Below are 25426 nucleotides of genomic sequence, written 5' to 3'. Positions count from 1 at the left end.
GCCAGGATCAAACTCTCCGTGAATGCTTCCACGAAAGAGCGGCACGGCAACCACCGGAATAGGGCGGCCCCGCGCACTGCGTCCTCGCTAGTGTTTTACTTCAAAAGGAATCTCCAACCCCGAACAGAGTCGAGGCCGGGGATGTCAACATATCTGGCGTTGACTTTTGGCACGCTGTTGAGTTCTCAAGGAACGGACGCTTCCTTCGAGCCGCATTCCTGCGGACCCTCCGGGCGCTTCATTCTTTAGTGTTCCCAGCTTATCAGACGTTTTCCGCTCCGTTTTCCGGAGTTTCATTCGATCCGATTCGCTTTCGCCTTTCGGCGCTCCCGAACTCTACCAGAGTTATTCGGTCCGCTTTTCCATCCGGAATTCGAATGGACGCGCGACGAATCGCTCATCGGGGTTTGGGGGGTTCCGCCTCCCGGTCCCAGCCGGTTCAGGCGACTCGGACTACGTTAGGTCACCAGGACGGGCGAGTCAAACACGACGGGGCCGGATCTGGCTGGATCCGACCCCTGTTCGCGGTCTCCGCAGGTCAACTGCGGTCTGGTTCAAGCCGTCCGCCGACGGCTGACGAGCGGACGACTGGCGAGCGGACGACTCACGCGCCGGCGAGTTCGACGGCGGCGAGGTTGCGCTTGCCGCGGCGCAGGACGAGCCAGCGGCCGTGCAGGAGGTCGTCGGTGGTGGCGACGGCTTCCTCGTCGGTGACCTTGGCGTTGTTGAGGTAGGCGCCGCCCTCCTTGATGGTGCGGCGGGCGCCGGAACGGCTGGGGGCCAGGCCGGATTCGACCAGTAGGTCGACGAGCTGGCCGAGTTCGGTGACCGTCGCCTTCGGGACCTCGGCGAGGGCCGCGGCGAGGGTGGCGGGTTCGAGGTCGGCGAGGTCGCCCTGGCCGAAGAGGGCCTTGGAGGCGGCGACGGCGCGCTCGTACTGCTCGGCTCCGTGGACGAGGGTGGTGAGTTCCTCGGCGAGGGCGCGCTGGGCGAGACGGGCGGCGGGGCGTTCGGCGGTGTCGCGTTCGAGCTGCTCGATCTCCTCGTGGCTACGGAAGGAGAAGATCCGCAGGAACTTGGGGATGTCGCGGTCGTCGGCGTTCAGCCAGAACTGGTAGAAGGCGTAGGGGGTGGTGAGTTCGGGGTCGAGCCAGACGGTGCCGGACTCGGTCTTGCCGAACTTGGTGCCGTCGGCCTTGGTGATCAGCGGGGTGGCGAGGGCGTGCACGGAGCGGCCCTCGGCCTTGCGGATCAGGTCGCTGCCGGCGGTGAGGTTGCCCCACTGGTCGCTGCCGCCGGTCTGCAGGGTGCAGTCGTAGCGGCGGTTCAGTTCCAGGAAGTCCATGCCCTGGAGGATCTGGTAGCTGAACTCGGTGTAGCTGATGCCCGCGTCGGAGTTGAGGCGGCGGGCCACCGCCTCCTTGGCGATCATGTTGTTGACGCGGAAGTACTTGCCGACGTCGCGCAGCAGCGAGATGGCCGACATGCCGGACGTCCAGTCCAGGTTGTTGACCATGCGGGCGGCGTACTCGCCCTCGAAGTCGAGGAAGCGGGCCACCTGGCCGCGCAGGCGCTCGACCCAGCCGGCCACCGTCTCGGGGTCGTTGAGGACGCGCTCGGCGGTGGGCTTGGGGTCGCCGATCAGGCCGGTCGCGCCGCCGACCAGGCCGAGCGGGAGGTTCCCGGCCTGCTGGATGCGGCGCATGGTGAGGATCTGGACCAGGTTGCCGAGGTGCAGGCTGGGGGCGGTCGGGTCGAAGCCGCAATAGAACGTGACCGGGCCGTCCGCGAACGCCTTGCGCAGTGCGTCCTCGTCAGTGGACAGGGCGATCAGCCCGCGCCACTGCAGCTCGTCGACGATGTCGGTCACGGTCCCGCGTCTCCTTCGGTCGGGTGCCCGGCGCGGTGGGCCCGGTGGGCGGCGCGCCTGGACGGTTCCAGCGGGGTAGAGCCTACGCGCTCGGGGTCCGGGGGTTTCGGCGCAGGTCGGTGGGCGGGGGCGGAAATTCCGTTGTTCGGGGGGAGGCGGGCGTTCACAGTGGTGCCACCGCCGTGCGGCGGGGGCGAGCACTGGAGGTGGCCCGTTATGCGCAACACCCTTGTCCTGAACGCGAGCTACGAACCGTTGAGCACGGTGCCGCTGCGCCGTGCCGTGGTGCTGGTCCTACAGGACAAGGCGGTGGTCGAGCAGGCGCATCCGCTGCGGGTGGTGCGCGGTTCGGGCGTGCAGCTGCCGGTGCCGCGGGTGATCAGGCTGACCAGGTACGTGCGGGTGCCGTTCCGACAACGGGCTCCGTGGTCGCGGCGGGGGGTGCTGGCGCGGGACCAGTTCCTGTGCGCGTACTGCGGGCGGCGGGGCAGCACGGTGGATCACCTGGCGCCCAAGTCGCGCGGTGGGGCGGACAGTTGGCTGAACACCGTGGCGGCCTGCGGGGAGTGCAACCAGCGCAAGGCGGACCGGACGCCGGAGCAGGCGGGGATGCGGCTGCTGCGGCGGCCGTTCGAGCCGACGCCGGAGGCGACGTTGATGCTCGCGCTCGGGTTGCGGGCGGGTGAGCTGGGGGAGCTGGCCGCCTGGCTGCCGGGGGGCCGGAGCTCAGCGGTGACCGCAGCGGCGACCGTACCGGCGGTCGCACCGGTGGCCGTACCGGTGGCCGTACCGGCGGTGACCGTGCCGGTGACGGCGAGCGCGTGAGAGACCGACGGGCCCGACCTGATCAGGGGACAGGTCGGGCCCGTCGTCGTGCTGCGGGCCGCGGCTGAGCGAGGTGGGCCGCAGCTGAGCGGGGCGGGGTCAGCCCTTGCTGGTGAAGGCGGTGACCGCGCTGTAGTTGGAGGCGTGCTCGGGGACGGCCACCAGGTGCCCGGTGGAGGTGCGCACCCGGCCGGCCGTGAGCAGCGAGCCGGTGCCCTGCGGGAAGGCGCCGCCCTGGGTCTCCTGGCCGCCGGAGAGCGCGAAGCGGCTGAGGTGGGCGGGCTGGTCGCCGTGCTCGTCGGCGGCGACCACCAGGCCGCCGGCGTCGACCCCGATCGGGCGGGCCTTGCTCTTCTCGGCGACGGGGGTGCGCCACTGCGGCTTGCCGGTGGTGAGGTCGTAGGCGGTGATCGCGGTGGGGTTGCCGCCGCTCTCGGGGACGACCGCGGCGAACATCGTGCTGCCCTGGAAGTACACGCCGGGGACGGGGTCGAAGCCGCCGCGGCCGACGTCCAGCCGGCCGCCGCCCTCGACGGCGAGCGGGATCTCGGCGGCCGGGTCGCCCTCGGCGCCCCAGGCGAACACCCGCTCGTCCTCGGGCTTCTCGCCGGTGGTGAGCACCACGGCGGGTTCGGCGGAGAGCACGGTGACGGTGGTGGGCTGGTTGTTCAGGCCGCGCCAGAACCTGACCTTGCCGTCGGAGACGTTGAGCGCGACGGCCTGGTCGGCGGGCGTGGAGTCGGCGCAGCGGCTGTGCAGCACCACGACGGAGGCGCCGGCGTTGCCGGAGAGCGTGCAGAACTTGCCCTGGCCGGTGTACTGCCAGGCTTCGGCGCCGTCGGCGGCGGCCCAGGCGGCGGCCTTGTCCTCGCCGACCGCGATCACCTTGTCGTCGGTGACGGCGACGTGGGTGGTGTAGCCGTCCTTGGCGTCGGAGAGCGTCTTCGTCCAGACCGCCTGGCCGGACTTGGTGTCGACGGCGGCGACGGTGCTGCACGGGCTCTTCGGGTCGGCGGCGGGGCGGTAGACGACCGCGCCGAGGCCGGAGCCGTTGACGGCCGGGGACAGGCCGCAGGGGACGGCGCCGTCGGCGGGGGCCTTGAGCTCCCAGGTGGGCTTGCCGTCGGCGAGGGCGTAGGCGTGCACGCCCGTCCCGTCGGCGCGGACCACGGTGTCGGCCAGCAGCCAGCTGCCGGCCAGGGTGTCGTCGGCGCCCTGGGTGTCGGCGGCGGCCTGGGCGGCGGCCACCGTCCAGGCCTTGGTGTGGGCGACGGCGATGTTCTGCGAGCCGCCCTGGGCGGCCCGGGCGGCGGGCGTCTCGGCGTCGTCGTCGGACGTCGCGAGCACGCCCGCGGTGATCAGCACGGCCAGGGCGGCGACGCCCGCGCCGACCCGGATCGCCAGGCCGCGGCGGGTGGGCGCGCCCTCGCCGGAGAGCACCGCGGCCCGGGCCCGGGCGGCGAGGCCGGTGGCGGCGGGCCGCTCCCGGCCTGGGGTCGCCGCGCCGGACGGGCCGGTGGTGGCGGGGACGCCGTCGCCGCCGGGGGCGAACGGGTCCTCGGCGCTGGTCTGCGGGTAGTCGGAGGCGGGGGCCTGGCCGGACGCGGGGGCGGCCCCGGCGGCGGGCTGCTGCCCGTACGGTGCGGCCTGCGGCGGGTCGAACGGGCTCGGGCCGGGCTCGGCGGGCGCGTAGAGCTGCTGGGCGGACGGGTCCTGGTAGCCGGTCGGCTGCCCGGCGTAGGGCGCCTGCTGCTCCGGGTAGCCGTAGCCGTGCTGCGGCTGGTCCTGGTAGGGCTGGTCCTGGTAGGGCTGCTCCGGGTAGCCGTACGCCTGCTGCTGGCCGGGGTGGGGCTGCTGCCCGTAGGCGGGCTGCTGGTCCGGGTAGCCGTAGCCCTGCTGCTGCGGGTCGGCGTAGGACGCCTGCTGCTCCGGGTGGCCGTAGGGCTGCGGCTGCTCGCCGTGGGGCTGCTGCCCGTACGCCTGCTGTTCCGGGTAGCCCTGCTGCTGGGGGTACCACGGTTGCTGGTCGTACCCGGGGGTCGTGGATGGTTCCTGAGCCATGCGTTCCGTCCGTCCCGACTGCGGTCTGGCAAGGGGCCAGCATCTCACGGCGCGGGGGCGGGACTTGCCCGGGCTGCCGCGGGGGCCGACGGGGTCCGGGCGGGGCCGGACGGGTCCGGGACGGGGGCGGCGGGGGCGGGCGGGGTCAGGCGGCGTCGTCGAGGGCGCGGTCGATCAGGTGGGCGAGTGTGATGTCGAGGCTGGTCAGGCCGTCCGCGCTGTGGGTGGTGAGCAGGAAGGTGAGGGTGCGCCAGCGGATGTCGATGTCGGGGTGGTGGTCGAGTGCCTCGGCCTGTTCGGCGACGGCGCCGACGACCCTGATCGCGGTGGGGAAGCTCGCGGTCTCGGCGGTGCGGGTGATGGCCTCGCCGGTGCGGGTCCACTGCGGGAGGTCGGCGAGGGCGTTGGCGATCTGCTCCTCGCTGAGGCGGGTGCGGCTCATGGCGGTCTCCGTCCGGGCTGCGGCCGCGGGGGCGGCCGTGACTCACCGCCGAGCCTACGTCGCCCGGGAAAGGCCCAGCCAGACGGGCCGCGACGGGGGCGGGGAGGGTCGGCGGGGGAGGTCGGCGGGAGGGCCGGGGAGGTTCAGAAGAAGAGCAGTTTGGTGACGGCGGCGAGGCCGACCAGCACGATCAGGGTGCGCAGCGCGATCGGCGGCAGGCGGCGGCCGACCTTGGCGCCGAACGCGCCGCCGAGGGTGGCGCCGACGGCGACCAGCAGGGCGGCGGTCCAGTCGATGCTGGAGGCGAAGAGGAAGAAGACCGCGGCGACGCCGTTGACGAGCATGGCGAGGACGTTCTTGATGCCGTTGACGGTCTGGAGGTCGTCGGGGAGCAGCATGCCCATCAGGGCGAGCAGCAGGACGCCCTGGGCGGCGCCGAAGTAGCCGCCGTAGACGCCGGTGAGGCCGATGCAGAACAGCAGCGGCCAGCCGCCGTCGGCGGTGGCGGCGGTGCCGGCGGCGGCGCGGCGGGCGGCCATCGCGCGGGCCACCCGGGGTTGCAGGACGACCAGGACCAGGGCGGTGAGGATGAGGACCGGGACGACGGCCTCGAAGGCGCTGCCGGGGAGGGTGACCAGCAGGGCGGCGCCGGTGAGTCCGCCGAGCAGCGAGGCGGTGCCGAAGCGGAGCAGGCGGTGGCGCTGGCCGGCGAGTTCGGCGCGGTAGCCGATCGCGCCGGCCAGTGAACCGGGCACCAGGCCGAGGGAGTTGGAGACGTTGGCGGTGACGGGGGGCAGGCCGACGGCGAGCAGGACGGGGAAGGTGATCAGGGTGCCGGAGCCGACGATGGTGTTGATGGTCCCGGCGGCGACACCGGCCAGCAGGACGGCGGTCATCTCCCACAGCGTCATCGGCTTCCCCCTCGTTGGCTGCTGTCGCGCCGGTCGATCATGCCGGAGCGGCGCGCGGCTTGGCCAGGGCGGTCCGCCATCCGGAACGCGCCCGGAACGCGCCCGGGCCCCGTCCGACGCGGACGTCGGACGGGGCCCGGGCGGGGTGCGGTGCCGGTTACTCGTCGATCTTGGGGTACTCGCGGGTGGGCTCGACCCGGGGGCGGGCGGTCTTGTTCTCGGTGTCCACCGGGCGCGGGCCGGTGGCCGGGTCGACCGGGACGCGGGTGGCGGACGGCGGGACGGCCGCCGCCGCGGGGGCGCCGCCGCCGCCGGTGACGCCCTGGAAGGCGCCGCCGAGGCCCTTGAGCGCGTCGCCGACCTCGCTGGGGATGATCCAGAGCTTGTTGGCGTCGCCCTTGGCGAGCTCGGGCAGGGTCTGGAGGTACTGGTAGGCGAGCAGCTTCTGGTCGGCGTCGCCCTCGTGGATGGCCTCGAAGACGGTGCGGATCGCGGCGGCCTCACCGTCGGCCTTGAGGACGGCGGCCTGCGCCTCGCCCTCGGCCTGGAGCACGGCGGCCTGCTTCTCGCCCTCGGCGCGCAGGATCTGGGCCTGCCGGGCGCCTTCGGCGGTGAGGATCGCGGCGCGCTTGTCGCGGTCGGCGCGCATCTGCTTCTCCATCGAGTCCTGGATGGAGGTCGGCGGCTCGATCGCCTTCAGCTCGACCCGGTTGACCCGGATGCCCCAGCGGCCGGTGGCCTCGTCCAGCACGCCGCGCAGGCCGGCGTTGATGACCTCGCGGGAGGTCAGGGTGGACTCCAGGTCCATCGAGCCGATGATGTTGCGCAGGGTGGTGACGGTGAGCTGCTCGATGGCCTGGATGTAGCTGGCCACCTCGTAGGTCGCGGCCCGCGGGTCGGTCACCTGGTAGTAGATGACGGTGTCGATGTTGACGACCAGGTTGTCCGAGGTGATGACGGGCTGCGGCGGGAACGGGACGACCTGCTCGCGCAGGTCGATCCGGTTGCGGATGGTGTCGATGAACGGGACGACGATGTTCAGGCCGGCGCTGAGGGTACGGGTGTAGCGGCCGAAGCGCTCCACGATCGCCGCGCTGGCCTGCGGGATCACCTGGATCGTCTTGATCAGGGCGATGAAGGCCACCACGACCAGGACGATCAGGACGATGAGGACGGGTTCCAAGCGCTTCTCCCCTAGACGACCAGGGCGGTGGCGCCCTGGATTTCGACGACGTCGACCTGCTGCCCCGGCTCGAACACCGAGCCCGGGTGGAGCGCGCGGGCCGACCAGATCTCGCCGTTGAGCTTGATCCGTCCGCCCTCTCCCCCGTCGACTGTTTCCTGTACCACTGCGGTGGCGCCGGTCAGCGCCTCCACGCCCGTGCGGTAGCCCGGGCCCTTCTTGAGCTGGCGGTACGCGATCGGGCGGACGAACACCAGCAGCGCGGCCGAGACCGCGACGAACACCAGGAACTGCGGGACCACACCGCCGCCCAGTCCGGCCGTCAGCGCGGCGGCGCCGGCGCCGACCGCGAACATCGCCAACTCGGGCATCGCGGTGACCACCAGCGGAATGCCCAGGCCGACGGCGAGCAGCAGCCACCAGATCCAGCTGTCCACGGGCTCCATCCTAGGGAAGTCGGGTCTCTCCCCGCGTAGCTTCCCGCAGGTGGGGCAGCGGAAACCGGCCGTGTGTACGACCGGTCCCCGTCGATCGGTTCGCGTCCACCGGTCTCCGTCCCCGGTCGCCGCCCGCCGGTCGCCGCCGCGCGTCCCGGCGGCGCGGTTCAGCCGAGCGGCAGGCCCTGCGCGGTCCACCGGTCGCCGCGCTGCTCCAGGGTCAGCGGCAGGCCGAAGCAGTGCGAGAGGTTGCGGGCGGTGAGGGTGGTCCCGATCGGTCCGGCCGTCATCACCTTGCCCTGACGGATCATCAGCACGTGGGTCATGCCGGGGACGATCTCCTCGACGTGGTGGGTGACCATCACCATGGACGGCGCGTACTCGTCCCCGGCGAGCGCGGCGAGGCGGCGGATCAGGTCCTCCCGGCCGCCGAGGTCGAGGCCGGCGGCGGGCTCGTCGAGCAGCAGCAGCTCGGGGTCGGTCATCAGGGCGCGGGCGATCAGGGTGCGCTTGCGCTCGCCCTCGGAGAGGCTGCCGAACTTGCGGCCGACGAAACCGGCCATGCCGAGCCGGTCGAGCAGCAGGAGGGCGCGCTGCTCGTCGGAGTCCTCGTAGGTCTCCTTGCCGTGCACGGTCTGCCCGTACGCGGCGGTCAGCACCGTCTCCAGCACGGTCTGGCCGACCGGCAGCTTCTCGTACATCGCGGCGCTGGCCAGGCCGATCCGGGCCCGCTGCTCGAACACGTCGACCTGGTCGAGCTTCTCGCCGAGCACCACGGCCTCGCCGGAGCTGGGGAACAGGTAGGCGCCGGCGATCTGGAGCAGCGTGGTCTTGCCCGCGCCGTTCGGGCCGAGCACCACCCAGCGCTCGCCCTCCCGGACCGACCAGGACACGTGATCGACGAGCGCGCGCCCCTCCCGGACCACGGAAACGTCCACCAGCTCCAGCACGTCGCTCATGCCTACGCCTTCCCCAAATGCAAGAATCCGGCCGTCCGTGGGACCTGGGCGTGAGGTCCTCGGGGTGCGGTCCACCTGTGTCAGGCCAAACCTACGCCACCCGCCCGGCGCGCTTGTCCGTAGGCTGGTCCGATGCTCGTCACTCCTGCCGACAATCCGTACCAAGAGCCCCGTTCGGGGCGGCTCACCGCCTGGGGCAACGCGCTGCTGGCCGGCGCCTCCTCCCCCGACGACGCGGTCGCCGCCGTCCAGGGCGCGGACGACGCCCACCGGGTGACCGGCCTGCCCGGCGAGGCCCCGGACTCGCTGCACGGCCTGACCTGGGCGCTGGGGCGGCTGCGCTCGCTGGGCGCGCGGGGCCTGCGGCTGGCCCTCCCGGTGGCCGGGCACCCGCTCGGGCTGACCGGCCCGCCCGCGTTCAACGCGCTGGCGCTGGGCGCCGGCGAGGCCGTCCTGGCGGTCGGCGTCCCGTACGGGCTGGTGCCGGAGGTCGAGGTGTACGGGCCGGCCGGCGACCAGGGCGTGCGGGTGCTGTGGCAGTGCCTGCCGGTCGAGGACGCGCCGCCCGCCGACGTGCCCTCGCTGGACGAGGCCGAGCGCGAACTGGCCGACGGGCTGCGGGAGGCGACCGCCGCGCTGACCCGGCTGGACGTGGCGGGGGCCGGGCCGGAGACGCTGCGCGCCCTGGAGTCCTTCCGCCGGCAGGGCCACCGCGAGCTGCTGGCGCCCGGCTACCCGCCGCGCGCGGTGCGGGTGCTGCAGTCGGCCCGGCAGGTGTCCGCGCTGCTGCACATCGCGGCGGGCGGGCACGGGGCGGCGGTCTCCGCCTCCGAGATGGCCGCCCGGCGGGAGACCCTCGCCCCGCTGGACCGCACCGCCCGGCGGGCCCAGGTCGCGGCGCACAACGCGGCGGTGGACGAGCGGCACTGAACTCCTCGACCCCGCCTGCGGACGTCAGCCCTGGTTGCGGACGGCCCACAGGGCGGCCTGGGTGCGGTCGGCGACGTCCAGCTTCATCAGGATGTTCGACACGTGCGTCTTGACCGTCTTCTCCGACAGGTGCAGGGCGCGGGCGATCTCCCGGTTGGAGCGGCCGTCGGCGATGTGCGAGAGCACCTCGCGCTCCCGGTCGGTGAGGGTCCCGCCGCGGCCCTGCGGCGCGGCCGGGACGTCCTCGGCGAGCAGCGCGGCGGCCAGTTCGGGCTGGAGCAGGACGTGTCCGGCGTGCACCGAGCGGATCGCCCCGGCCAGCGCCTCCGGGTCGACGTCCTTGTACACGTAGCCCGCGGCGCCCGCGCGCAGCGCCGGGACCACGGTGCGGTGCTCGGTGAAGCTGGTGACGATCAGCACCCGGGCCGCGCTGCCGCGCTCGCGCAGCAGGCGCAGCGCCTCGATGCCGTCGACCTTGGGCATCTTGAGGTCCATCAGGACCACGTCGGGGGCGAGTTCGGCGGCCCGCTCGACGGCCTCGGCGCCGTCGGCGGCCTCGCCGACCACCTCGATGTCGTCCTGCACCTCCAGGAAGGTGCGCAGGCCGCGCCGGACCACCTGGTGGTCGTCCACCAGCAGCACGCGGATCGGTGACGCGGTGTCAGGCACCGGGGACCTCCAGTTCGACCAGGGTGCCCCGGCCCGGGGCGGACTCCAGGGACAGCCGGCCGCCGACCGCGGCGGCCCGGTCGCGCATCGACACCAGCCCGAGGTGCCGGCCGGCCCGGCGCACCGACTCGGGGTCGAAGCCGCGGCCGTCGTCGCGGACGGTCAGCTTGACGCCGCGGTTCGGGGTGCCGGTGAGGGTGACCGTGACGGTGCCGGCCCGGGCGTGCCGCAGCGCGTTGTGCAGCGCCTCCTGGGCGACCCGCAGGACGGCCGCCTCCTGGGCGGCGGGCAGTGCGCGGACGCCGGTGGCGGTGAAGGCGACGGCGGCGCTGTGGGCCCGGTCCAGCACCTGGACCTGCGAGGCGAGGGTGGCCACCAGGCCGTCCTCCTCCAGCGCGGCGGGGCGCAGTTCGACGACCACGGCGCGCAGTTCGTCGGCGGCCTCGGCGGCGAGCCGGGCCACCTCGGCCAGGTGATCGCGGGCCCGGGCCGGGTCCCGGTCGACCAGCTTGGCGGCGGCGCGGGCGGTCAGCCGCAGCGAGAACAGCTTCTGCGAGACGGCGTCGTGCAGGTCGTGGGCGATCCGGGCCCGCTCGCCGGACAGGGTCAGTTCGCGGCTGCGCTCGTAGAGCCGGGCGTTGCCGAGGGCGAGCGCGGCGTGCGCGACCAGGATGCGCAGCAGTTCCTCGTCGTGGTCGGTGAAGCCGCCGGGCTTGTTGGCCAGGAACAGGGCGCCGGCGATCTCGCCCTCGTCCATGATCGGCATCCCGAGGAAGTCGGTCATGTCCGGGTGGGCGTCCGGCCAGCCGCCGAACGCGGGCGCGGTGCGGACGTCCTCCAGCCGGGTGGGTTCGCGGTCGTGCAGCATCGAGGCCAGCACGCCGTGCTGGCGCGGCAGCGGGCCGATCGCCCGCCACTGCTCGTCGCTCACCCCGTCCACCACGAACTGGGCGAACCCGCCGTGGTCGTCCGGCAGCCCGAGCGCCGCGTACTCGGCCCCGAGCAGGGTGCGCGCGGAGGCGGTGATCCGCCGCAGCACCTCCCGGACCTCCAGCGGCCGGGACATCGCCAGCACCGCCGTGCTGACCGCCTCGATCGCCTGCAACGACGGGTCGCACCGGGGACTGTCCATGCCGCCCACGCTACCGCCGGGCCCGCTCCGGCCGCCTCGGGCGCGGGGCCTAGGCCGGAGGGCCCCCCTCCGGGTGCGGCGGAACGGCGAAGGGCCCCCGGAGGGGCCCTTCGCGCGCGGTGCCGGAGCGGTGCCGGCGGGGTCAGCCGTTCTGCATGACCTCGGGTTCGTGGCGCTTCTGGAAGCGCTGGATGGCGAAGCCCAGGCCCGCCGCGATCAGGACCAGGACGAACCAGTTGAGGAACATGATGCCCGCCGAGTGGTCCCAGAGGGAGTCCAGCGGGGCGGTCTCCGGGGGCTTGGCCACGACCACCGGGGAGATGTGGGCGAGGTCGAGCGTGTTGCCGCTGGCGGCGACGCCCCAGCGGGCGGGCATCAGCCAGCCGAGCTGCTCCAGGCCGGGCTTGTCGAAGAGCTGGAAGATCGCGCCGGTGAAGACCATCTGGACGATGGCGAACATGACCAGCAGGGGCATGGTCTTCTCGGCGGTCTTGACCAGCGAGGAGATCGCCAGGCCGACCATCATGGAGGTGAAGCTGAGCAGGATCACGCCGACGGACATCTCGACCGCGGGCAGGTGCTTGAGGATCAGGCCCTCGGCGGGGAGGGTGCGGACCTTGAACGCGATCGCGGAGATGATGCCGCCCTGGAGGAAGCTGATCGCGCCGAGCACGATGAACTTCGAGGCCAGGTAGGCGGAGCGGGACAGGCCGGTGGCGCGCTCCCGCTCGTAGATCGCGCGTTCCTTGATGAGTTCGCGGACCGAGTTCGCCGAGCCGGACAGGCAGGCGGAGAACGCGACGACCATCAGGATCAGCCGGGCGACGTCGTTGCGGCCGTTGCCGCACGGGGCGAGGCCGCACTTGTCGGGGATGACGGCGGAGACCGCGCCGAGGACCAGCGGCAGCAGCAGGGACAGTGCGATGAAGCCCTTGTCGGAGGCGATCACCGCCAGGTAGCGGCGGATCAGCGTCCACAGCTGGGAGCCCCAGCTCTGCGGCTTGGGCGGGCGCAGCTGGTTGACCGCGTTGGGCTGCTGCACCTGGGAGACCGCGGCGTCCACGTTGGCCGAGTACTGCTGGTGGTGGACGGAGTTGCGGTAGCGGCCGGCCCAGTCGTGGTCGGGGTAGTTCTCGAACGCCTGGAAGACGTCGGCCCAGGTCTCGTAGCCGAAGAAGTGCAGCGCCTCGCCGGGCGGGCCGAAGTAGGCCACCGAGCCGCCGGGAGCCATCACCAGCAGCCGGTCGCAGAGCGCGAGTTCGGCGACCGAGTGGGTGACGACGAGGACGGTGCGGCCGTCGTCGGCCAGGCCGCGCAGGGTCTGCATGACCTCGCGGTCCATGCCCGGGTCGAGGCCGGAGGTGGGCTCGTCCAGGAAGATCAGCGAGGGCTTGGTGAGCAGCTCCAGGGCGACCGAGACGCGCTTCTGCTGGCCGCCGGAGAGCGCGGTGATCCGGTTGTCGGCGCGCTTGTCCAGGCGCAGTTCGTACAGCACCTCGTCGACCCGGCGCGCGCGCTCGGCGGCCTCGGTGTCGCCGGGGAAGCGCAGCTGGGCCGCGTACTTGAGGGCGGTGCGGACGGTGAGTTCCTTGTGCAGGATCTCGGACTGCGGGACGAGGCCGATCCGGGAGCGCAGTTCGGCGAACTGGCGGTACAGGTTGCGGCCGTCGTAGAGCACGTCGCCGCGGTCCGCGGGGCGGTAGCCGGTGAGGGCGCGCAGCAGGGTGGACTTGCCGGAGCCGGACGGGCCGATCACCGCGACCAGGGACTTCTCCGGGACGGAGAAGCTGACGTCGTCGAGCAGGACCTTCTTGCCGCCCTTGAAGTCGACCTCGACGGTCAGGTGGTGGGCGGAGAAGGAGACGGCGCCGTTGTCGACGAACTCCTGGAGCTGGTCGCCGACCAGCACGAAGGAGGAGTGGCCGACGGTGAGCCGGTCCTGCGGGCCCATCAGCTGGCGGCGGGTGGGCTGGCCGTTGAGGAAGATCCCGTTGTGGCTGCCGAGGTCGACGATCTCCCAGCGGCCGTCCGGGAGTTGGCGCAGCTCGGCGTGGTGGCGGGAGACCTGGAGGTCGGAGACCACGATGTCGTTGTCGAGCGCGCGGCCGATCCGGATGGTGCGGCCGCCGGCCAGGCTGCGGATCATCGTCGGGTGGCCGAGCCCGCCGGCCGGGGCGCCCGGCTGCGGCTGCCCGGCCGGGACGTGCGGCTGCGCGGGCGGCGGCTCGGGGAACTGCTGCTGCACCGGGAACGGCTGCCGGGCCGGCGGCTGCGGCGGCTGGGCCTGCGGCGGCTGGGCCTGCGGCGGGACGGGCGCGGGGGCCTGCTGCTGGGGGAAGCCGGGGCGCGGGGTGGGGGCGTCCCAGCCCTGCGGGATCGGCTGCTCGACCGGCGGCGGCCGGTGGCCCGGCACGGCGGCCGGGCCGGGGCCGAACTGCGGCTGCTGGTAGGGGGCCCGGCCCGGCTGCGGGCCGGCGGCGCGGCTGGTGGCGGCCTCGTGGATGCCGCCGCCCTGCGGGCCGGGGGCGGCGACCGGCGCGGTGAAGGCGAGCCGGGGTCCGTTCTGGCCGTTGCCGAGGTGCACGACGGTGCCGGGGTGGACCGCGGCCTGGGCGACCCGGGCCCCGGCGACGAAGGTGCCGTTGGTGGAGCCGTGGTCGGCGAGCTGCCAGGTGGCGCCGTCGAAGCTCAGGGCGGCGTGCCGCCAGGAGACCCGGGCGTCGTCGAACGGGAAGTCCGAGGCCGGATCGCGGCCGATGGTGTAGGCGCGGCCGGGTTCCAGTACCCGCTGCCGGCCGTCGATTTCAAGTACGAGTTGCGGCAACTCTCCGCCCGCCCTGCTCTCCGGTCCCCCAGGATGTTGCATCTGACGGGGGAATCATTCCAGCCCGGCGGGCGTACTCGGAAGTCGGGACGGGCTTCTGTGACCGCTCGGCAACCAGGTCGGGGCGGTTCCGGGGCATCCGGCGGGCCGCCGGGACGGCCCGGGTCGGGTGCGGGAGGAGCGCCGGGACGGGTGCGGGAGGAGCGCCGGGTCGGGTGCCGGGCGGCGGGTCCGGCGGGCGTCCCACGAACCGGACGCCTGCGGTCGGGGCGCGGGCGGTCCGGGTAGCGTGGGGGGCACCATGAACGCAACTGATCCGGCCGCTCAGGCCCTTTCCGCCGCGCCGCCCGTGAGCACCGACGCCGAGCGCACGCTGCTGGTCAAGGTGTTCGGCAAGGACCGCCCCGGGATCACCGCGGGCCTGTTCGACCGGCTCGCCGGTTTCGGCGTCGAGGTGATCGACATCGAGCAGGTGGTGACCCGTGGCCGGATAACGCTGTGCGCCCTGGTCACTCCCCCGGCCGCGCCGGGCGCGGAGGGCGCGCTGCGGGTGACCGTGCACCGCTGGGCGGAGGAGCACAAGCTCCAGGCCGAGGTCATCTCCGGCACCGGCGACAACCGTTCGCGCGGCGAGGGCCGCTCGCACGTGACGGTGCTCGGCAATCCGCTGACGGCGGCGGCGGTGGCGGCGCTGTCGGCCCGGGTGTCGGAGACCGGCGGCAACATCGACCGGGTCTTCCGGCTCGCCAAGTACCCGGTGACCGCGGTGGAGTTGACCATCTCGGGGGTGCCCACCGAGGAGCTGCGCGCGGTGCTGGCGGCGGAGGCCGCGGCCCAGCGGGTGGACATCGCGGTGGTCCGGGCGGGCCTGTACCGGCGGGCCAAGCGCCTGGTGGTGATGGACGTGGACTCCACGCTGATCCAGGACGAGGTGATCGAGCTGTTCGCGGCCCACGCGGGCTGCGAGGAGCAGGTCGCCGAGGTGACCGCGCAGGCGATGCGCGGCGAGCTGGACTTCGCCGAGTCGCTGCGCGCCCGGGTGGCGCTGCTGGCCGGGCTGGACGCCGCGGTCACCGAGAAGGTCCGCGCCGAGGTCCGGCTGACCCCGGGCGCCCGGACGCTGATCCGCACCCTCAAGCGGCTCGGCTACCAGGTGGCGATCGTCTCCGGCGGGTTCACCCAGGTCACCGACCACCTGGTGGAGCGGCTGGGCCTGGACTTCGCCGCCGCCAACACCCTGGAGGTCGCGGACGGGAAGTTCACCGGCCGGGTGACCGGCGAGATCGTCGACCGGGCGGGCAAGGCCCGCTGGCTGGCCCGGTTCGCCGAGCGGGCCGGGGTGCCGCTGGAGCAGACGGTGGCGATCGGCGACGGCGCCAACGACCTGGACATGCTGAACGCGGCCGGGCTGGGCGTCGCGTTCAACGCCAAGCCGGTGGTCCGCGAGCAGGCCGACACCGCCGTGAACGTGCCGTTCCTGGACACCGTGCTGTACCTGCTCGGGGTGACCCGCGAGGAGGTCGAGGCGGCCGACGAGCTGGACGGCACGCCCACCGAGGACTGACGGCGCACCGACGGCGAGGGGCGGCACCCGCGTACGGGTACCGCCCCTCGCCGTCGGTGCGCCGTCGCCGCTCGGTCCCGCAGCGGCGTGAAGGCCGCCGCTCAGTCCTGCGGCATGAAGTACGAGTCGAGCCGGGCCACCCCGGGCTCGACCAGCTTCCACGGCCCGCCGAAGCTGAGCACGGCCACCGCGGCGGGCGGGAAGCCGTTCAGGCGCAGCCGGTTGAGCGCCTCGGTGTCGCCCTCGTCGCCGGCCAGCACCTGGGTGAGGCCGAGCACGCCGGGGTTGTGGCCGACCAGCAGCAGGTCGGCGTGCTCGTCGGGGGTCTCCTGGATGACCTCGATCAGCCGGCCGGGCTGGGCCTCGTACACCCGGTCCTCGTAGGCCGTCTTCCGGGCCCGCTTGGGCAGCTCGTGGGCGACCAGCTTCCAGGTCTCCCTGGTCCGCAGCGCGGTGGAGCACAGCACGTGGTCGGGGTTGACCCCGGAGTCGGCCAGCCAGCGGCCGGCCGCGGTGGCCTGGCCCCGGCCGCGGTCGGCGAGCGGGCGGTCGTGGTCGTTGACCTGGTTGGGCCAGTCGGCCCGGGCATGGCGGAGGACGATGATCCTACGAGGGGTGTCTGCGCTCATACCCCTAGAGCTTCGCAGAAAACCGGCCTCCGGTCGCGCCGTCCGGAAAGCTGCCACCCCTGCGGGTGGCGGCGGCCCGGAGCCGCCGGGCGGGCGGTTCAGCCCATCGCGTTGGCCACCGTCGCCACGATCGCGATCACCACCACGATGCCGGCGATCAGGCCGAGCATCTGCAGCAGCTTCTTCTGCCCGCCCTGCGGGTTCGGGTCGAGTACCGGCATGGCGCCGAGCCTAGCCGACGGCCTCGTCCTCGATGTGCCGGGCCCGGGCCGCGCGCAGCCCGACCAGCATCTGCGGCACCAGCAGCAGGGCGAGCAGGCCCAGCGGCAGGTACCACCGGCCGGTGCCCTGGTAGAGCGCGCCCATCAGGATCGGGCCCGGGATGGAGATCAGGTAGCCCAGGCTCTGCGCGAACGCCGACAGCTGGGTCACCCCGCCCGGGGTGCGGGCGCGCAGGCCGAGCATGGTCAGCGCCAGCGGGAACGCGCACATCGACAGGCCGACCAGGACCGCCCACAGCCACGGCACCGTGCCGGCCGCGAGCATCAGCCCGAGGAAGCCGGCGATCCCGCACAGCCCGAGCACCACCACGTACAGCCGCTGGTCGCCGCGCCGGGCGGCCAGGTTCGGCAGCAGGAAGGAGACCGGCACGCTGACCGCCATCACCAGGGCCAGCAGCACGCCGGACGCCGACTCCGACACCCCGGCGTCGTGGTAGATCTTCGGCAGCCAGCCCATCGCGCTGTACGCGCTGGTCGACTGCAGGCCGAAGAACGCGGCCAGCGCCCACGCGGTGCGGCTGCGCAGGATCGGCAGCTTGACGTGCGCGGCCGCCGGGGCCGCCGACGCCGTGCCGGCCTTCTCCCGGCGCAGGAACAGCACCACCAGCCAGACCGCCAGCGCGGCCACCGCGAGCAGGCCCCACACGCCCAGGCCGAGCCGCCAGCTGCCGCCCATCGCGTCGGTCAGCGGGACGGTGGTGGCCGCGGCGAGCGAGGTGCCCACCGACAGCGCCATCGAGTACAGGCCGATCATCGGCGCCACCCGGTCCGGGAAGTGGCGCTTGATCACCACCGGGATCAGCACGTTGGCCAGCGCCACCCCGGCCAGCGCCAGCGCGGTCAGCAGCAGGAAGACCACGGCGGAGCCGGTGAACGAGCGGGCCAGCACGCCCGCCGCGATCGCGGCCATGGCGGCCGTCACCACCGCGACCGGCCCCATCCGGCGGGCCAGGCCGGGCGCGCAGACGCCCAGCACCGCGAAGCACAGCGGCGGCACGGCGGCCAGCAGCCCGGCCGTCGTGGCGCTCATCCCCAGGCCGTCGCGGACCGGGTCGAGCAGCGCGCCGAGGCTGGTCACCACGGGGCGCAGGTTCACCGCGGCGGCGGCCACCGCGACGGCGAGCAGGACGGCGGCGGCGTCGCGCGCGGCCGTCCGGGCGGGCGGACCGGCAGGCGGAGCGGCGGGCGTGCCAACAGGCGGACCGGCGGGTGTGCCGACAGGCGGAGCGGCGGGCGGACGGCTCCCGGTCTCGGTGGTGGAGGGGTCTGCTGCGGTAGACATGGCGCAATCATAGAATCATGGGATGACTTACCGCACCCCGGTATCCTGATGACCTGGCCCGCCGGATGACCTGGCCCACAGAAGGAGCACGACCTTGGCGCTGTCGACCACCCGTCGCACCCCGCTCTCCGACCAGGTGATCGCCCAGCTCCGGGCCCAGATCACCTCCGGCGAGTGGCCGGTCGGCTCCCGCATCCCCACCGAGGCGGAGCTCGTCGACCAGCTCGGCGTCGCCCGCAACACCGTCCGCGAGGCCGTCCGGGCCCTGGCCCACAACGGGCTGCTCGACATCCGCCAGGGCTCCGGCACCTACGTCCTGGCCACCAGCGAGCTCGCGGGCGTGCTGCACCGCCGCTTCGCCGACGCCGACCAGGACCAGGTCGCCGAGCTGCGCGCCACCCTGGAGACCTCCGCCGCCGGCTTCGCGGCCCTCCGCCGCACCCCGCGCGACCTCGAACTCCTCGACGCCGCGCTGGCCCGCCGCGACGCCGCCTGGAACTCCGGCGTCCCCGAGGACTTCATCCAGACCGACGCCGCCTTCCACCAGGCCGTGGTCGCCGCCGCCCACAACGACGTGCTGGCCGCCGTCTACGCCGACCTCGGCGAGGTCCTGCGCGCCCACCTCCGCCACGACGTCGGCCCCGACCTGCTCCCGCACCGCTGGGTCCCGCACACCGCGATCCTCGACGCCATCCGGGCCGGCGACCCCGAGCGGGCCGCCGACGAGGCGGGCCGCGCCATCGGCTTCTGCAAGGAGAACCCCTAGCCCGGGGGCCCTCGGGAGCGCGAACGGGCGCGGCCGCGTCCCCGGGGGGAACGGCCGCGCCCGCGCGTGGAGCAGCTCGGAACGGGGTGCTCAGGCGCCGATCGCGTGCAGCCCGCCGTCGACGTGGATGATCTCGCCGGTGGTCTTCGGGAACCAGTCGCTGAGCAGGGCGACGACGCCGCGGCCGGCCGGCTCCGGGTCGGAGAGGTCCCACTTGAGCGGGGAGCGGGTGTCCCAGGTCGCGGCGAGGTCCGGGAAGCCGGGGATCGACTTCGCGGCCATCGACCCGATCGGGCCGGCCGAGATCAGGTTGCAGCGGATGTCGCGCGAGCCCAGGTAGCGGGCGAGGTACCGGTTGGTGGACTCCAGGGCGGCCTTCGCCGGGCCCATCCAGTCGTACTGCGGCCAGGCGAACTGCGCGTCGAAGGTCAGGCCGACCACCGAGCCGCCGTCCTGCATGAGCGGGAGCAGCGCCGTGGTGAGCGACTTGAGCGAGTACGCGGAGACCTGCATCGCGGTGGCGACCGACTCCCACGGGGTGTCGAGGAAGTTGCCGCCGAGGGCGTCCTGCGGCGCGAAGCCGATCGAGTGGACGATGCCGTCGAGGGTGGGCAGGTGCTCGCGGACCTGGTCGGCGATGCCGGCCAGCTGCTCCGCGCTGGAGACGTCGAGCTCCAGGACCTTGACCGGCGCGGGCAGCTTCTTGGCGATGCGCTCGGTGAGGCTGGGCCGGGGGAAGGCGGTGAGGATGATCTCGGCGCCCTGCTCCTGGGCGAGCCGCGCGGTGTGGAAGGCGATGGAGGACTCCATCAGCACGCCGGTGATCAGGATGCGCTTGCCTTCGAGAATTCCAGTCATGGTCAGTGGCCCATGCCCAATCCGCCGTCGACGGGAACGACGGCTCCGGTGATGTACGCGGCCTCGTCGGAGGCCAGGAACCGCACGGCCGAGGCGATCTCGGCGGGGGCGGCGTAGCGGCCCAGGGGGACGTCGGAGACGATCTCCTTGCGGCGCTCCTCGCTGAGCACGGCGGTCATGTCGGTGTCGACGAAGCCGGGCGCCACCACGTTGACGGTGATGCTGCGGGAGCCGAGCTCGCGGGCGAGGGAGCGGGCGAAGCCGACCAGGCCGGCCTTGGAGGCGGCGTAGTTGACCTGCCCGGCGGAGCCGCTGAGGCCGACCACCGAGGAGATCAGCACGACCCGGCCCTTGCGGGCGCGCAGCATCTTGGCGGCGGCGCGCTTGACCACCCGGAAGGTGCCGGTGAGGTTGGTGTCCAGGACGGAGGTGAAGTCCTCCTCGGACATGCGCAGCAGCAGGGTGTCCTTGGTGATGCCGGCGTTGGCGACCAGGACCTCGACCGGGCCGTGCGCGGCCTCGATCTCGGTGAAGGCGGCGTCGACCTGCTCGGCGTCGGTGATGTCGGCGCGGACGGCGAGGACGTCGTACTTGGCGAGCTCCGCCGGGACCTCGCCGTTGCGGCTGGTGATGGCGACCTTGTCGCCCGCCTCGGCGAAGCTCTGGGCGATCGCCAGACCGATGCCCCGGTTGCCTCCGGTGACCAGTACCGAGCGGCTCAAGGGTCCACCTCTCTCTCGATGTGCGTCGGCAGTGCACGCGCGACCGCGCGCAGTTCACCAGCGACGCTATCGGTAGGGTGCGATCCCGGGCGAAGCCGCCTCCGACAGGGGCGTCCGGCGAGAACTGTCGTATCCCCACAACGGGGCGGCGGGGGTCGCCGGGAACGCCGCACGGGCGGCGGGCGTTGCCCCGAAGGTGTTCCGGAGAGTCCGGGGCGCCGATTCCGGGCGAGCCGAACGGAGCGGACGCGAGATGAGTGGTGCACACCCTGGCCGGACGGGCCGCCGCAGGCTGGCGGCGCTGGCGGCGCTGGCCCTGGCGGGTGCGGCGGCGTGGGCGTTGCGCGAGGTCCCGGCCCAGTTCGGGCGCCGGCCGAGCACGGCGGACCCGCGGCTGCGGGCCTCCCCGCAGTACCGCGACGGGGTGTTCCACAACGCGCCCTCCCAGGTGTCGGCCGGGGCGCCGGGCCGGCCGGACGCGGCGACGCTGCGCCGGATGCTGTTCGAGAAGGAGGGCCGGGTGCCGGCCGCGCCGGTGCCGCTGGCGGTGCCGGAGGTCTCCGGCGGGTCGGCCGGGGGCGTCGCGGTGACGTGGTTCGGGCACGCCTCGGCGCTGCTGGAGCTGGACGGCTGCCGGGTGCTGGTGGACCCGGTCTGGTCGGACCGGTGCTCGCCCTCGCAGCTGACCGGCCCGAAGCGGCTGCACCCGGTGCCGGTGGAGCTGGCCGAGCTGCCGCAGGTGGACGCGGTGCTGATCTCGCACGACCACTACGACCACCTGGACATGGCGACGGTGCGCCGCCTGGTGGAGCTGCAGTCGGCGCCGTTCGCGGTGCCGCTGGGCATCGGCGGCCACCTGCGCCGCTGGGGCGTGCCGGAGCACCGGATCATCGAGCTGGACTGGGACGAGACCTGCACGCTCGGCGAGTTGACGCTGACGCTGACGGCCGCGCACCACTTCTCCGGCCGCAGCCTGGCCCGGAACACCACGCTGTGGGGCTCCTGGGTGGCGGCCGGCCCGCGGCACAAGGTGTTCTTCACCGGGGACTCCGGCTACTTCGAGGGCTTCGCCCGGATCGGCGAGCAGCACGGCCCGTTCGACGCGGCGCTGATGGCGGTCGGCGCCTACGACCCGGCCTGGGCGGACATCCACCTGAACCCGGAGGAGGCGGTGCGGGCGCACCTGGAGCTGCGCGGCGGGCTGCTGCTGCCGATCCACTGGTGCACCTTCAACCTGGCGCCGCACCCCTGGGCGGAGCCGGTGGAGCGGCTGCTGGCGGAGGCCAAGGCGCAGGGCGTCCCGCTGGCGGTGCCGCGCCCGGGGCAGCGGGTGGAGGTGGCCAACCCGCCGGAGCTGGACGGCTGGTGGGAGGCGCTGGCGTAGCCCGGACCTGACGGGGCATCAGGGTGGCGCGGCGGATATTTGCTGGCCGTACGCCCTGCGGCCGGGGATGATGCGAGCGGGTGCGCCCTCGGCCGGGGGCGGCCCGCCGCGCCCGACCCTCGACCCAGGGAGCCCGATGCCGCCCTCCGCGCTCGATCCTCAGTTCCTCTCCTACCCGTTGCGCCCGCTGGCCGACGCTGCCCTGTCCCGGGCCCGGCGGCTGGGGGTGACGCACGCCGACTTCCGCCTGGAGCGGGTGCGTTCGGCGTCCTGGCGGCTGCGGGACGCCCGCCCGGCCGGCTCGTCGGACACGGTGCAGTTGGGCTTCGCCGTCCGCGTCCTGCTGGACGGCGCCTGGGGCTTCGCGGCGGGCGTCGACCTGACGCCGGAGGCGGCCGCGGCGGTGGCCGAGCAGGCGGTGGCGGTGGCCCGGCTGTCGGGCGGGATCAGCCGCGCGGCGGGCTCCGGCGAGCGGGTGGAGCTGGCCCCGGAGCCGGTGTACCCGGACGTCGAGTGGGTCTCCGCGTACGAGGTGAACCCGTTCGAGGTGCCGGACGCGGAGAAGACCGCCCTGCTGGCCGAGTGGTCGTCCCGGCTGCTGGCCGCCGGCGGCGTGTCGCACGTGTCGGCCGCGGTGCTGACGGTGCAGGAGAACAAGTTCTACGCGGACACCGCGGGCACCGTGACGACCCAGCAGCGGGTGCGCCTGCACCCCTGGCTGGAGGCCACCAGCGTGGACGAGCGGACCGGCGCGTTCGACTCGATGCGCACCGTCGCCCCGCCGGCCGGGCGCGGCTGGGAGTACCTGCGCGGCACCGGCTGGGACTGGGACGCCGAACTGGCCGAGCTGCCCGAGCTGCTGGCCGAGAAGATGCGCGCGCCGAGCGTCGCCGCCGGCCGCTACGACCTGGTGATCGACCCGTCCAACCTGTGGCTGACCATCCACGAGTCGATCGGCCACGCCACCGAGCTGGACCGCGCGCTGGGCTACGAGGCCGCCTACGCGGGCACCTCCTTCGCCACCTTCGACCAGCTCGGCAGCCTGAAGTACGGCTCCGAGCTGATGCACGTCACGGGCGACCGGACGGCCGAGCACGGCCTGGCCACCGTCGGCTACGACGACGAGGGCGTCGCCACCCAGTCCTGGGACCTGATCCGCGACGGCGTCCTGGTCGGCTACCAGCTCGACCGCCCGATGGCGGGGCTCAAGGGCTTCGCGCGCTCCAACGGCTGCGCCTACGCCGACTCCCCGGCGCACGTGCCGGTGCAGCGGATGGCCAACGTCTCGCTCCAGCCGGCCGCCGGCGGGCCGGACACCGCGGGCCTGGTCTCCCAGGTGGAGAACGGGCTGTACATCGTCGGGGACCGCTCGTGGTCGATCGACATGCAGCGGTACAACTTCCAGTTCACCGGCCAGCGCGCCTACGCCATCCGCGACGGCGAACTCGCGGGCCAGGTCAAGGACTTCGCCTACCAGGCCACCACCACCGACTTCTGGGGCTCGATGAGCGCCGTCGGCGGCCCGCAGACGTACGTGCTCGGCGGGGCCTTCAACTGCGGCAAGGCCCAGCCGGGCCAGGTCGCCGCGGTCAGCCACGGCTGCCCGTCCGCGCTGTTCCGCCAGGTCAACGTGCTCAACACCCAGCAGGAGGCGGGTCACTGATGTCCCTCACGCACCCCCACGAGCTGGTGGAACGCGCCCTCGAACTCTCCCGCGCGGACGGCTGCGTGGTGATCGCCGACGAGGAGTCCACCGCCAACCTGCGCTGGGCCGGCAACGGCCTGACCACCAACGGCGTCACCCGCGGCCGCCGCCTCACCGTGGTCTCCACCGTGGCCGGCGCCACCGGCACCGCCTCCGGCGTGGTCGCCCAGGAGGCCGTCACGCTCGACGAGGTCGAGCGGCTGGTGCGCGCCGCCGAGGCCGCCGCCCGGGCCGCCGGGCCCGCCGAGGACGCCCAGCCGCTGATCGAGGGCCGCGCGGCCGACCCGCGCTTCACCGAGGCCCCGGAGACCACCGACATCGGCGTGTTCGCCGCCTTCGCCCCGGCCCTCGGCGAGGCGTTCGCCCGGGCCCGCGCGGGCGGCGAGCTGCTGTACGGCTTCGCCCGGCACGAGCGCACCACCTCCTACCTGGGCAGCTCCACCGGCCTGCGGCTGCGCCACGACCAGCCCACCGGCACCGTCGAGCTGAACGCCAAGACCGCCGACCTGTCCGGCTCCGCCTGGGCCGGCGCCGCGACGCGGGACTTCACCGACGTCGACGTCACCGCCCTGCACACCGACCTGACCCGCCGCCTCGGCTGGGGCCGCAAGCGGATCGACCTGCCCGCCGGCCGGTACGAGACGCTGCTGCCGCCCTCGGCCGTCGCCGACCTGATGGTCTACCTCTCCTGGTCCTCCGGCGCGCGGGACGCGGCCGAGGGCCGCTCGGTCTTCTCCCGGGCCGGCGGGGGCACCAGGATCGGCGAGCGGCTCAGCCCGCTGCCGCTCACGCTGCGCTCCGACCCGGCGGAGCCCGGCCTGCAGGCCGCGCCGTTCGTGCTCGCGCACTCCTCGGGCGAGAACGACTCGGTCTTCGACAACGGCTTCCCGCTGGCCGCCACCGACTGGCTGCGCGAGGGCCGCCTCGCCAACCTGCTGTCCACCCGGCACTCCGCCGCCCTGGCCGGACTGCCGCTCACCCCGCCGGTCGACAACCTGGTCCTGGAGACCGCCGCCCCCGGCGCGCCGACCCTGGACGAGATGGTCGCCCGCACCGAGCGCGGCCTGCTGCTCACCTGCCTCTGGTACATCCGCGAGGTCGACCCGGCCACCCTGCTGCTCACCGGCCTCACCCGGGACGGCGTCTACCTGGTCGAGAACGGCGAGGTGGTCGGCGCCGTGAACAACTTCCGCTTCAACGAGTCCCCGGTCGACCTGCTCGGCCGGATCACCGAAGTGGGCCGCACCGAACGCTGCCTGCCCCGCGAGTGGGGCGACTGGTTCACCCGGGCCGCGATGCCGCCGGTCCGGGTGCGCGACTTCAACATGAGCTCGGTCAGCCAGGCGTCCTGAGCCTGCCGACCCGCACCCCAGGGGGACCCCGATGGACGAGAAACGCACCGTGAAGGCGTCGAGGACGCTCTCCCGCATCCTGCGCCACGACCCGGGCGCCGTCGGGGTCACCCTGGACGCGGCGGGCTGGGTCGAGGTCGACACCCTGCTCGCCGCGCTCGGCCGGCACGGCCGCCCGCTGAGCCGCGCCGAGCTGGACCACGTCGTCACCACCAACGACAAGCGCCGCTTCGCCTACTCCGCGGACGGCCGCTCGATCCGGGCCAGCCAGGGCCACACCGTCGAGGTCGACCTCGGCCTGCCCGCCGCCGTCCCGCCGGACGTGCTGTTCCACGGCACCGCCGAGCGCACCCTGCGGTCGATCCTGGCCGAGGGCCTGCGCCCGATGTCCCGGCGGGACGTCCACCTCTCCGCCGACGCCGGGACGGCCGTCAAGGTCGGCTCCCGGCACGGCCGCCCCGTCGTCCTGGAGGTCGACGCGGCGGCGATGGCCCGGGACGGCCACGGGTTCCGGGTGTCCGCGAACGGCGTCTGGCTCACCGACGCGGTCCCCGTCGCGTACCTGCGCCGCACGCCCTGAGCCCACGCCGCCCGCCGCGCCGGACCCGGGTGGGTCCGGTCGGCGTCAGCGGGGTTACCG

The 25426-nt window shown here is 73.9% G+C and carries 22 protein-coding genes and 1 pseudogene; 8 read left to right on the top strand and 15 right to left on the bottom strand.

Going from position 1 to position 25426, the window contains the following annotated elements:
- Positions 1–604 precede the first annotated feature (604 nt).
- Positions 605–1870 carry a tyrosine--tRNA ligase gene (gene tyrS, locus ACIQVD_RS26530; protein ID WP_400690230.1) on the bottom strand — a complete coding sequence of 422 codons (1266 nt, stop codon included), beginning with the start codon at positions 1868–1870 and terminating at the stop codon, positions 605–607.
- Positions 1871–2086: 216 nt separating this feature from the next.
- Here tyrS and ACIQVD_RS26525 point away from each other — a divergent pair.
- A pseudogene (locus ACIQVD_RS26525) lies at positions 2087–2602 on the top strand (HNH endonuclease); the annotation flags it as partial.
- A gap of 192 nt (positions 2603–2794) precedes the next feature.
- On the opposite strand, the gene ACIQVD_RS26520 reads toward ACIQVD_RS26525, so the two are convergent.
- The 6 genes from ACIQVD_RS26520 to ACIQVD_RS26495 form a co-directional block, all read right to left on the bottom strand.
- Positions 2795–4756, bottom strand: a complete 1962-nt coding sequence (locus ACIQVD_RS26520; protein WP_402291922.1) for a PQQ-binding-like beta-propeller repeat protein — start codon at positions 4754–4756, stop codon at positions 2795–2797.
- Positions 4757–4901: 145 nt separating this feature from the next.
- Positions 4902–5198, bottom strand: coding sequence for a 4a-hydroxytetrahydrobiopterin dehydratase (locus ACIQVD_RS26515; protein WP_400690224.1), 297 nt, complete (start codon positions 5196–5198; stop codon positions 4902–4904).
- Positions 5199–5341: 143 nt separating this feature from the next.
- On the bottom strand, positions 5342–6109 hold the full coding sequence (locus tag ACIQVD_RS26510) for a sulfite exporter TauE/SafE family protein (protein WP_402291921.1): 768 nt from the start codon (positions 6107–6109) through the stop codon (positions 5342–5344).
- Between the two features lie 157 nt (positions 6110–6266).
- Positions 6267–7292 (bottom strand): SPFH domain-containing protein, encoded by a 1026-nt coding sequence (locus tag ACIQVD_RS26505; RefSeq protein ID WP_400690219.1) that lies wholly within the window; start codon positions 7290–7292, stop codon positions 6267–6269.
- Positions 7293–7303: 11 nt separating this feature from the next.
- A complete protein-coding gene (locus ACIQVD_RS26500; RefSeq protein ID WP_402291920.1) occupies positions 7304–7738 on the bottom strand; it encodes an NfeD family protein in 435 nt (144 codons plus the stop codon).
- A 158-nt stretch (positions 7739–7896) separates the two neighbouring features.
- Positions 7897–8688, bottom strand: a complete 792-nt coding sequence (locus ACIQVD_RS26495) for an ABC transporter ATP-binding protein (protein WP_100840126.1) — start codon at positions 8686–8688, stop codon at positions 7897–7899.
- Positions 8689–8820: 132 nt separating this feature from the next.
- Between ACIQVD_RS26495 and ACIQVD_RS26490 the strand changes: the two genes are divergently transcribed.
- Positions 8821–9618, top strand: coding sequence for a hypothetical protein (locus ACIQVD_RS26490; protein WP_400690215.1), 798 nt, complete (start codon positions 8821–8823; stop codon positions 9616–9618).
- A gap of 24 nt (positions 9619–9642) precedes the next feature.
- Here the strand turns inward: ACIQVD_RS26490 and ACIQVD_RS26485 are convergent, their stop codons facing one another.
- From ACIQVD_RS26485 to ACIQVD_RS26475, 3 genes are all read right to left on the bottom strand, one after another.
- A complete protein-coding gene (locus ACIQVD_RS26485; protein ID WP_400690213.1) occupies positions 9643–10287 on the bottom strand; it encodes a response regulator in 645 nt (214 codons plus the stop codon).
- A complete protein-coding gene (locus ACIQVD_RS26480; RefSeq protein ID WP_402291919.1) occupies positions 10280–11419 on the bottom strand; it encodes a GAF domain-containing sensor histidine kinase in 1140 nt (379 codons plus the stop codon). Before ACIQVD_RS26480 ends, ACIQVD_RS26485 begins: the two co-directional genes overlap by 8 nt.
- Positions 11420–11561: 142 nt before the next feature.
- The gene (locus ACIQVD_RS26475) at positions 11562–14243 is read right to left on the bottom strand and encodes an FHA domain-containing protein (RefSeq protein WP_402291918.1); all 2682 of its coding nucleotides are present in this window, start codon (positions 14241–14243) and stop codon (positions 11562–11564) included.
- 301 nt (positions 14244–14544) lie between these two features.
- On the opposite strand from ACIQVD_RS26475, the gene serB reads away from it, so the two are divergent.
- A complete protein-coding gene (gene serB, locus ACIQVD_RS26470; protein WP_400690205.1) occupies positions 14545–15807 on the top strand; it encodes a phosphoserine phosphatase SerB in 1263 nt (420 codons plus the stop codon).
- A gap of 101 nt (positions 15808–15908) precedes the next feature.
- Here the strand turns inward: serB and ACIQVD_RS26465 are convergent, their stop codons facing one another.
- The 3 genes from ACIQVD_RS26465 to ACIQVD_RS26455 all read right to left on the bottom strand — a co-directional run bounded on the left by ACIQVD_RS26465 (position 15909) and on the right by ACIQVD_RS26455 (position 17999).
- The gene (locus tag ACIQVD_RS26465) at positions 15909–16436 is read right to left on the bottom strand and encodes a histidine phosphatase family protein (protein WP_100840131.1); all 528 of its coding nucleotides are present in this window, start codon (positions 16434–16436) and stop codon (positions 15909–15911) included.
- A gap of 98 nt (positions 16437–16534) precedes the next feature.
- A complete protein-coding gene (locus ACIQVD_RS26460; protein ID WP_255410667.1) occupies positions 16535–16657 on the bottom strand; it encodes an SGM_5486 family transporter-associated protein in 123 nt (40 codons plus the stop codon).
- Between the two features lie 10 nt (positions 16658–16667).
- Complete coding sequence (locus ACIQVD_RS26455) at positions 16668–17999, bottom strand: CynX/NimT family MFS transporter (RefSeq protein WP_402291917.1); 1332 nt, start codon at positions 17997–17999, stop codon at positions 16668–16670.
- 94 nt (positions 18000–18093) lie between these two features.
- On the opposite strand from ACIQVD_RS26455, the gene ACIQVD_RS26450 reads away from it, so the two are divergent.
- On the top strand, positions 18094–18765 hold the full coding sequence (locus ACIQVD_RS26450) for a FadR/GntR family transcriptional regulator (protein WP_100840133.1): 672 nt from the start codon (positions 18094–18096) through the stop codon (positions 18763–18765).
- A 90-nt stretch (positions 18766–18855) separates the two neighbouring features.
- Here the strand turns inward: ACIQVD_RS26450 and fabI are convergent, their stop codons facing one another.
- Positions 18856–19623 (bottom strand): enoyl-ACP reductase FabI, encoded by a 768-nt coding sequence (gene fabI, locus ACIQVD_RS26445; RefSeq protein WP_400690197.1) that lies wholly within the window; start codon positions 19621–19623, stop codon positions 18856–18858.
- 2 nt (positions 19624–19625) lie between these two features.
- Entirely contained in the window at positions 19626–20345 is a 720-nt protein-coding gene (gene fabG / locus ACIQVD_RS26440; RefSeq protein ID WP_100840135.1) for a 3-oxoacyl-[acyl-carrier-protein] reductase, read from the bottom strand.
- Positions 20346–20598: 253 nt separating this feature from the next.
- Between fabG and ACIQVD_RS26435 the strand changes: the two genes are divergently transcribed.
- The 4 genes from ACIQVD_RS26435 to ACIQVD_RS26420 all read left to right on the top strand — a co-directional run bounded on the left by ACIQVD_RS26435 (position 20599) and on the right by ACIQVD_RS26420 (position 25366).
- On the top strand, positions 20599–21729 hold the full coding sequence (locus tag ACIQVD_RS26435; RefSeq protein WP_400690194.1) for an MBL fold metallo-hydrolase: 1131 nt from the start codon (positions 20599–20601) through the stop codon (positions 21727–21729).
- Between the two features lie 136 nt (positions 21730–21865).
- Positions 21866–23392, top strand: a complete 1527-nt coding sequence (locus ACIQVD_RS26430) for a TldD/PmbA family protein (protein WP_400690191.1) — start codon at positions 21866–21868, stop codon at positions 23390–23392.
- Complete coding sequence (locus ACIQVD_RS26425) at positions 23392–24786, top strand: metallopeptidase TldD-related protein (RefSeq protein ID WP_402291916.1); 1395 nt, start codon at positions 23392–23394, stop codon at positions 24784–24786. Before ACIQVD_RS26430 ends, ACIQVD_RS26425 begins: the two co-directional genes overlap by 1 nt.
- A 31-nt stretch (positions 24787–24817) precedes the next feature.
- Positions 24818–25366 (top strand): RNA 2'-phosphotransferase, encoded by a 549-nt coding sequence (locus ACIQVD_RS26420; protein ID WP_402291915.1) that lies wholly within the window; start codon positions 24818–24820, stop codon positions 25364–25366.
- Positions 25367–25426: the final 60 nt, after the last annotated feature.

This window comes from Kitasatospora sp. NPDC090308, assembly GCF_044769485.1.
GTDB classification, from domain to species: Bacteria; Actinomycetota; Actinomycetes; order Streptomycetales; family Streptomycetaceae; genus Kitasatospora; species Kitasatospora fiedleri.
Note: the sequence above shows the minus strand (reverse complement) of the source record. Positions and strands in the feature narration are given on the sequence as shown.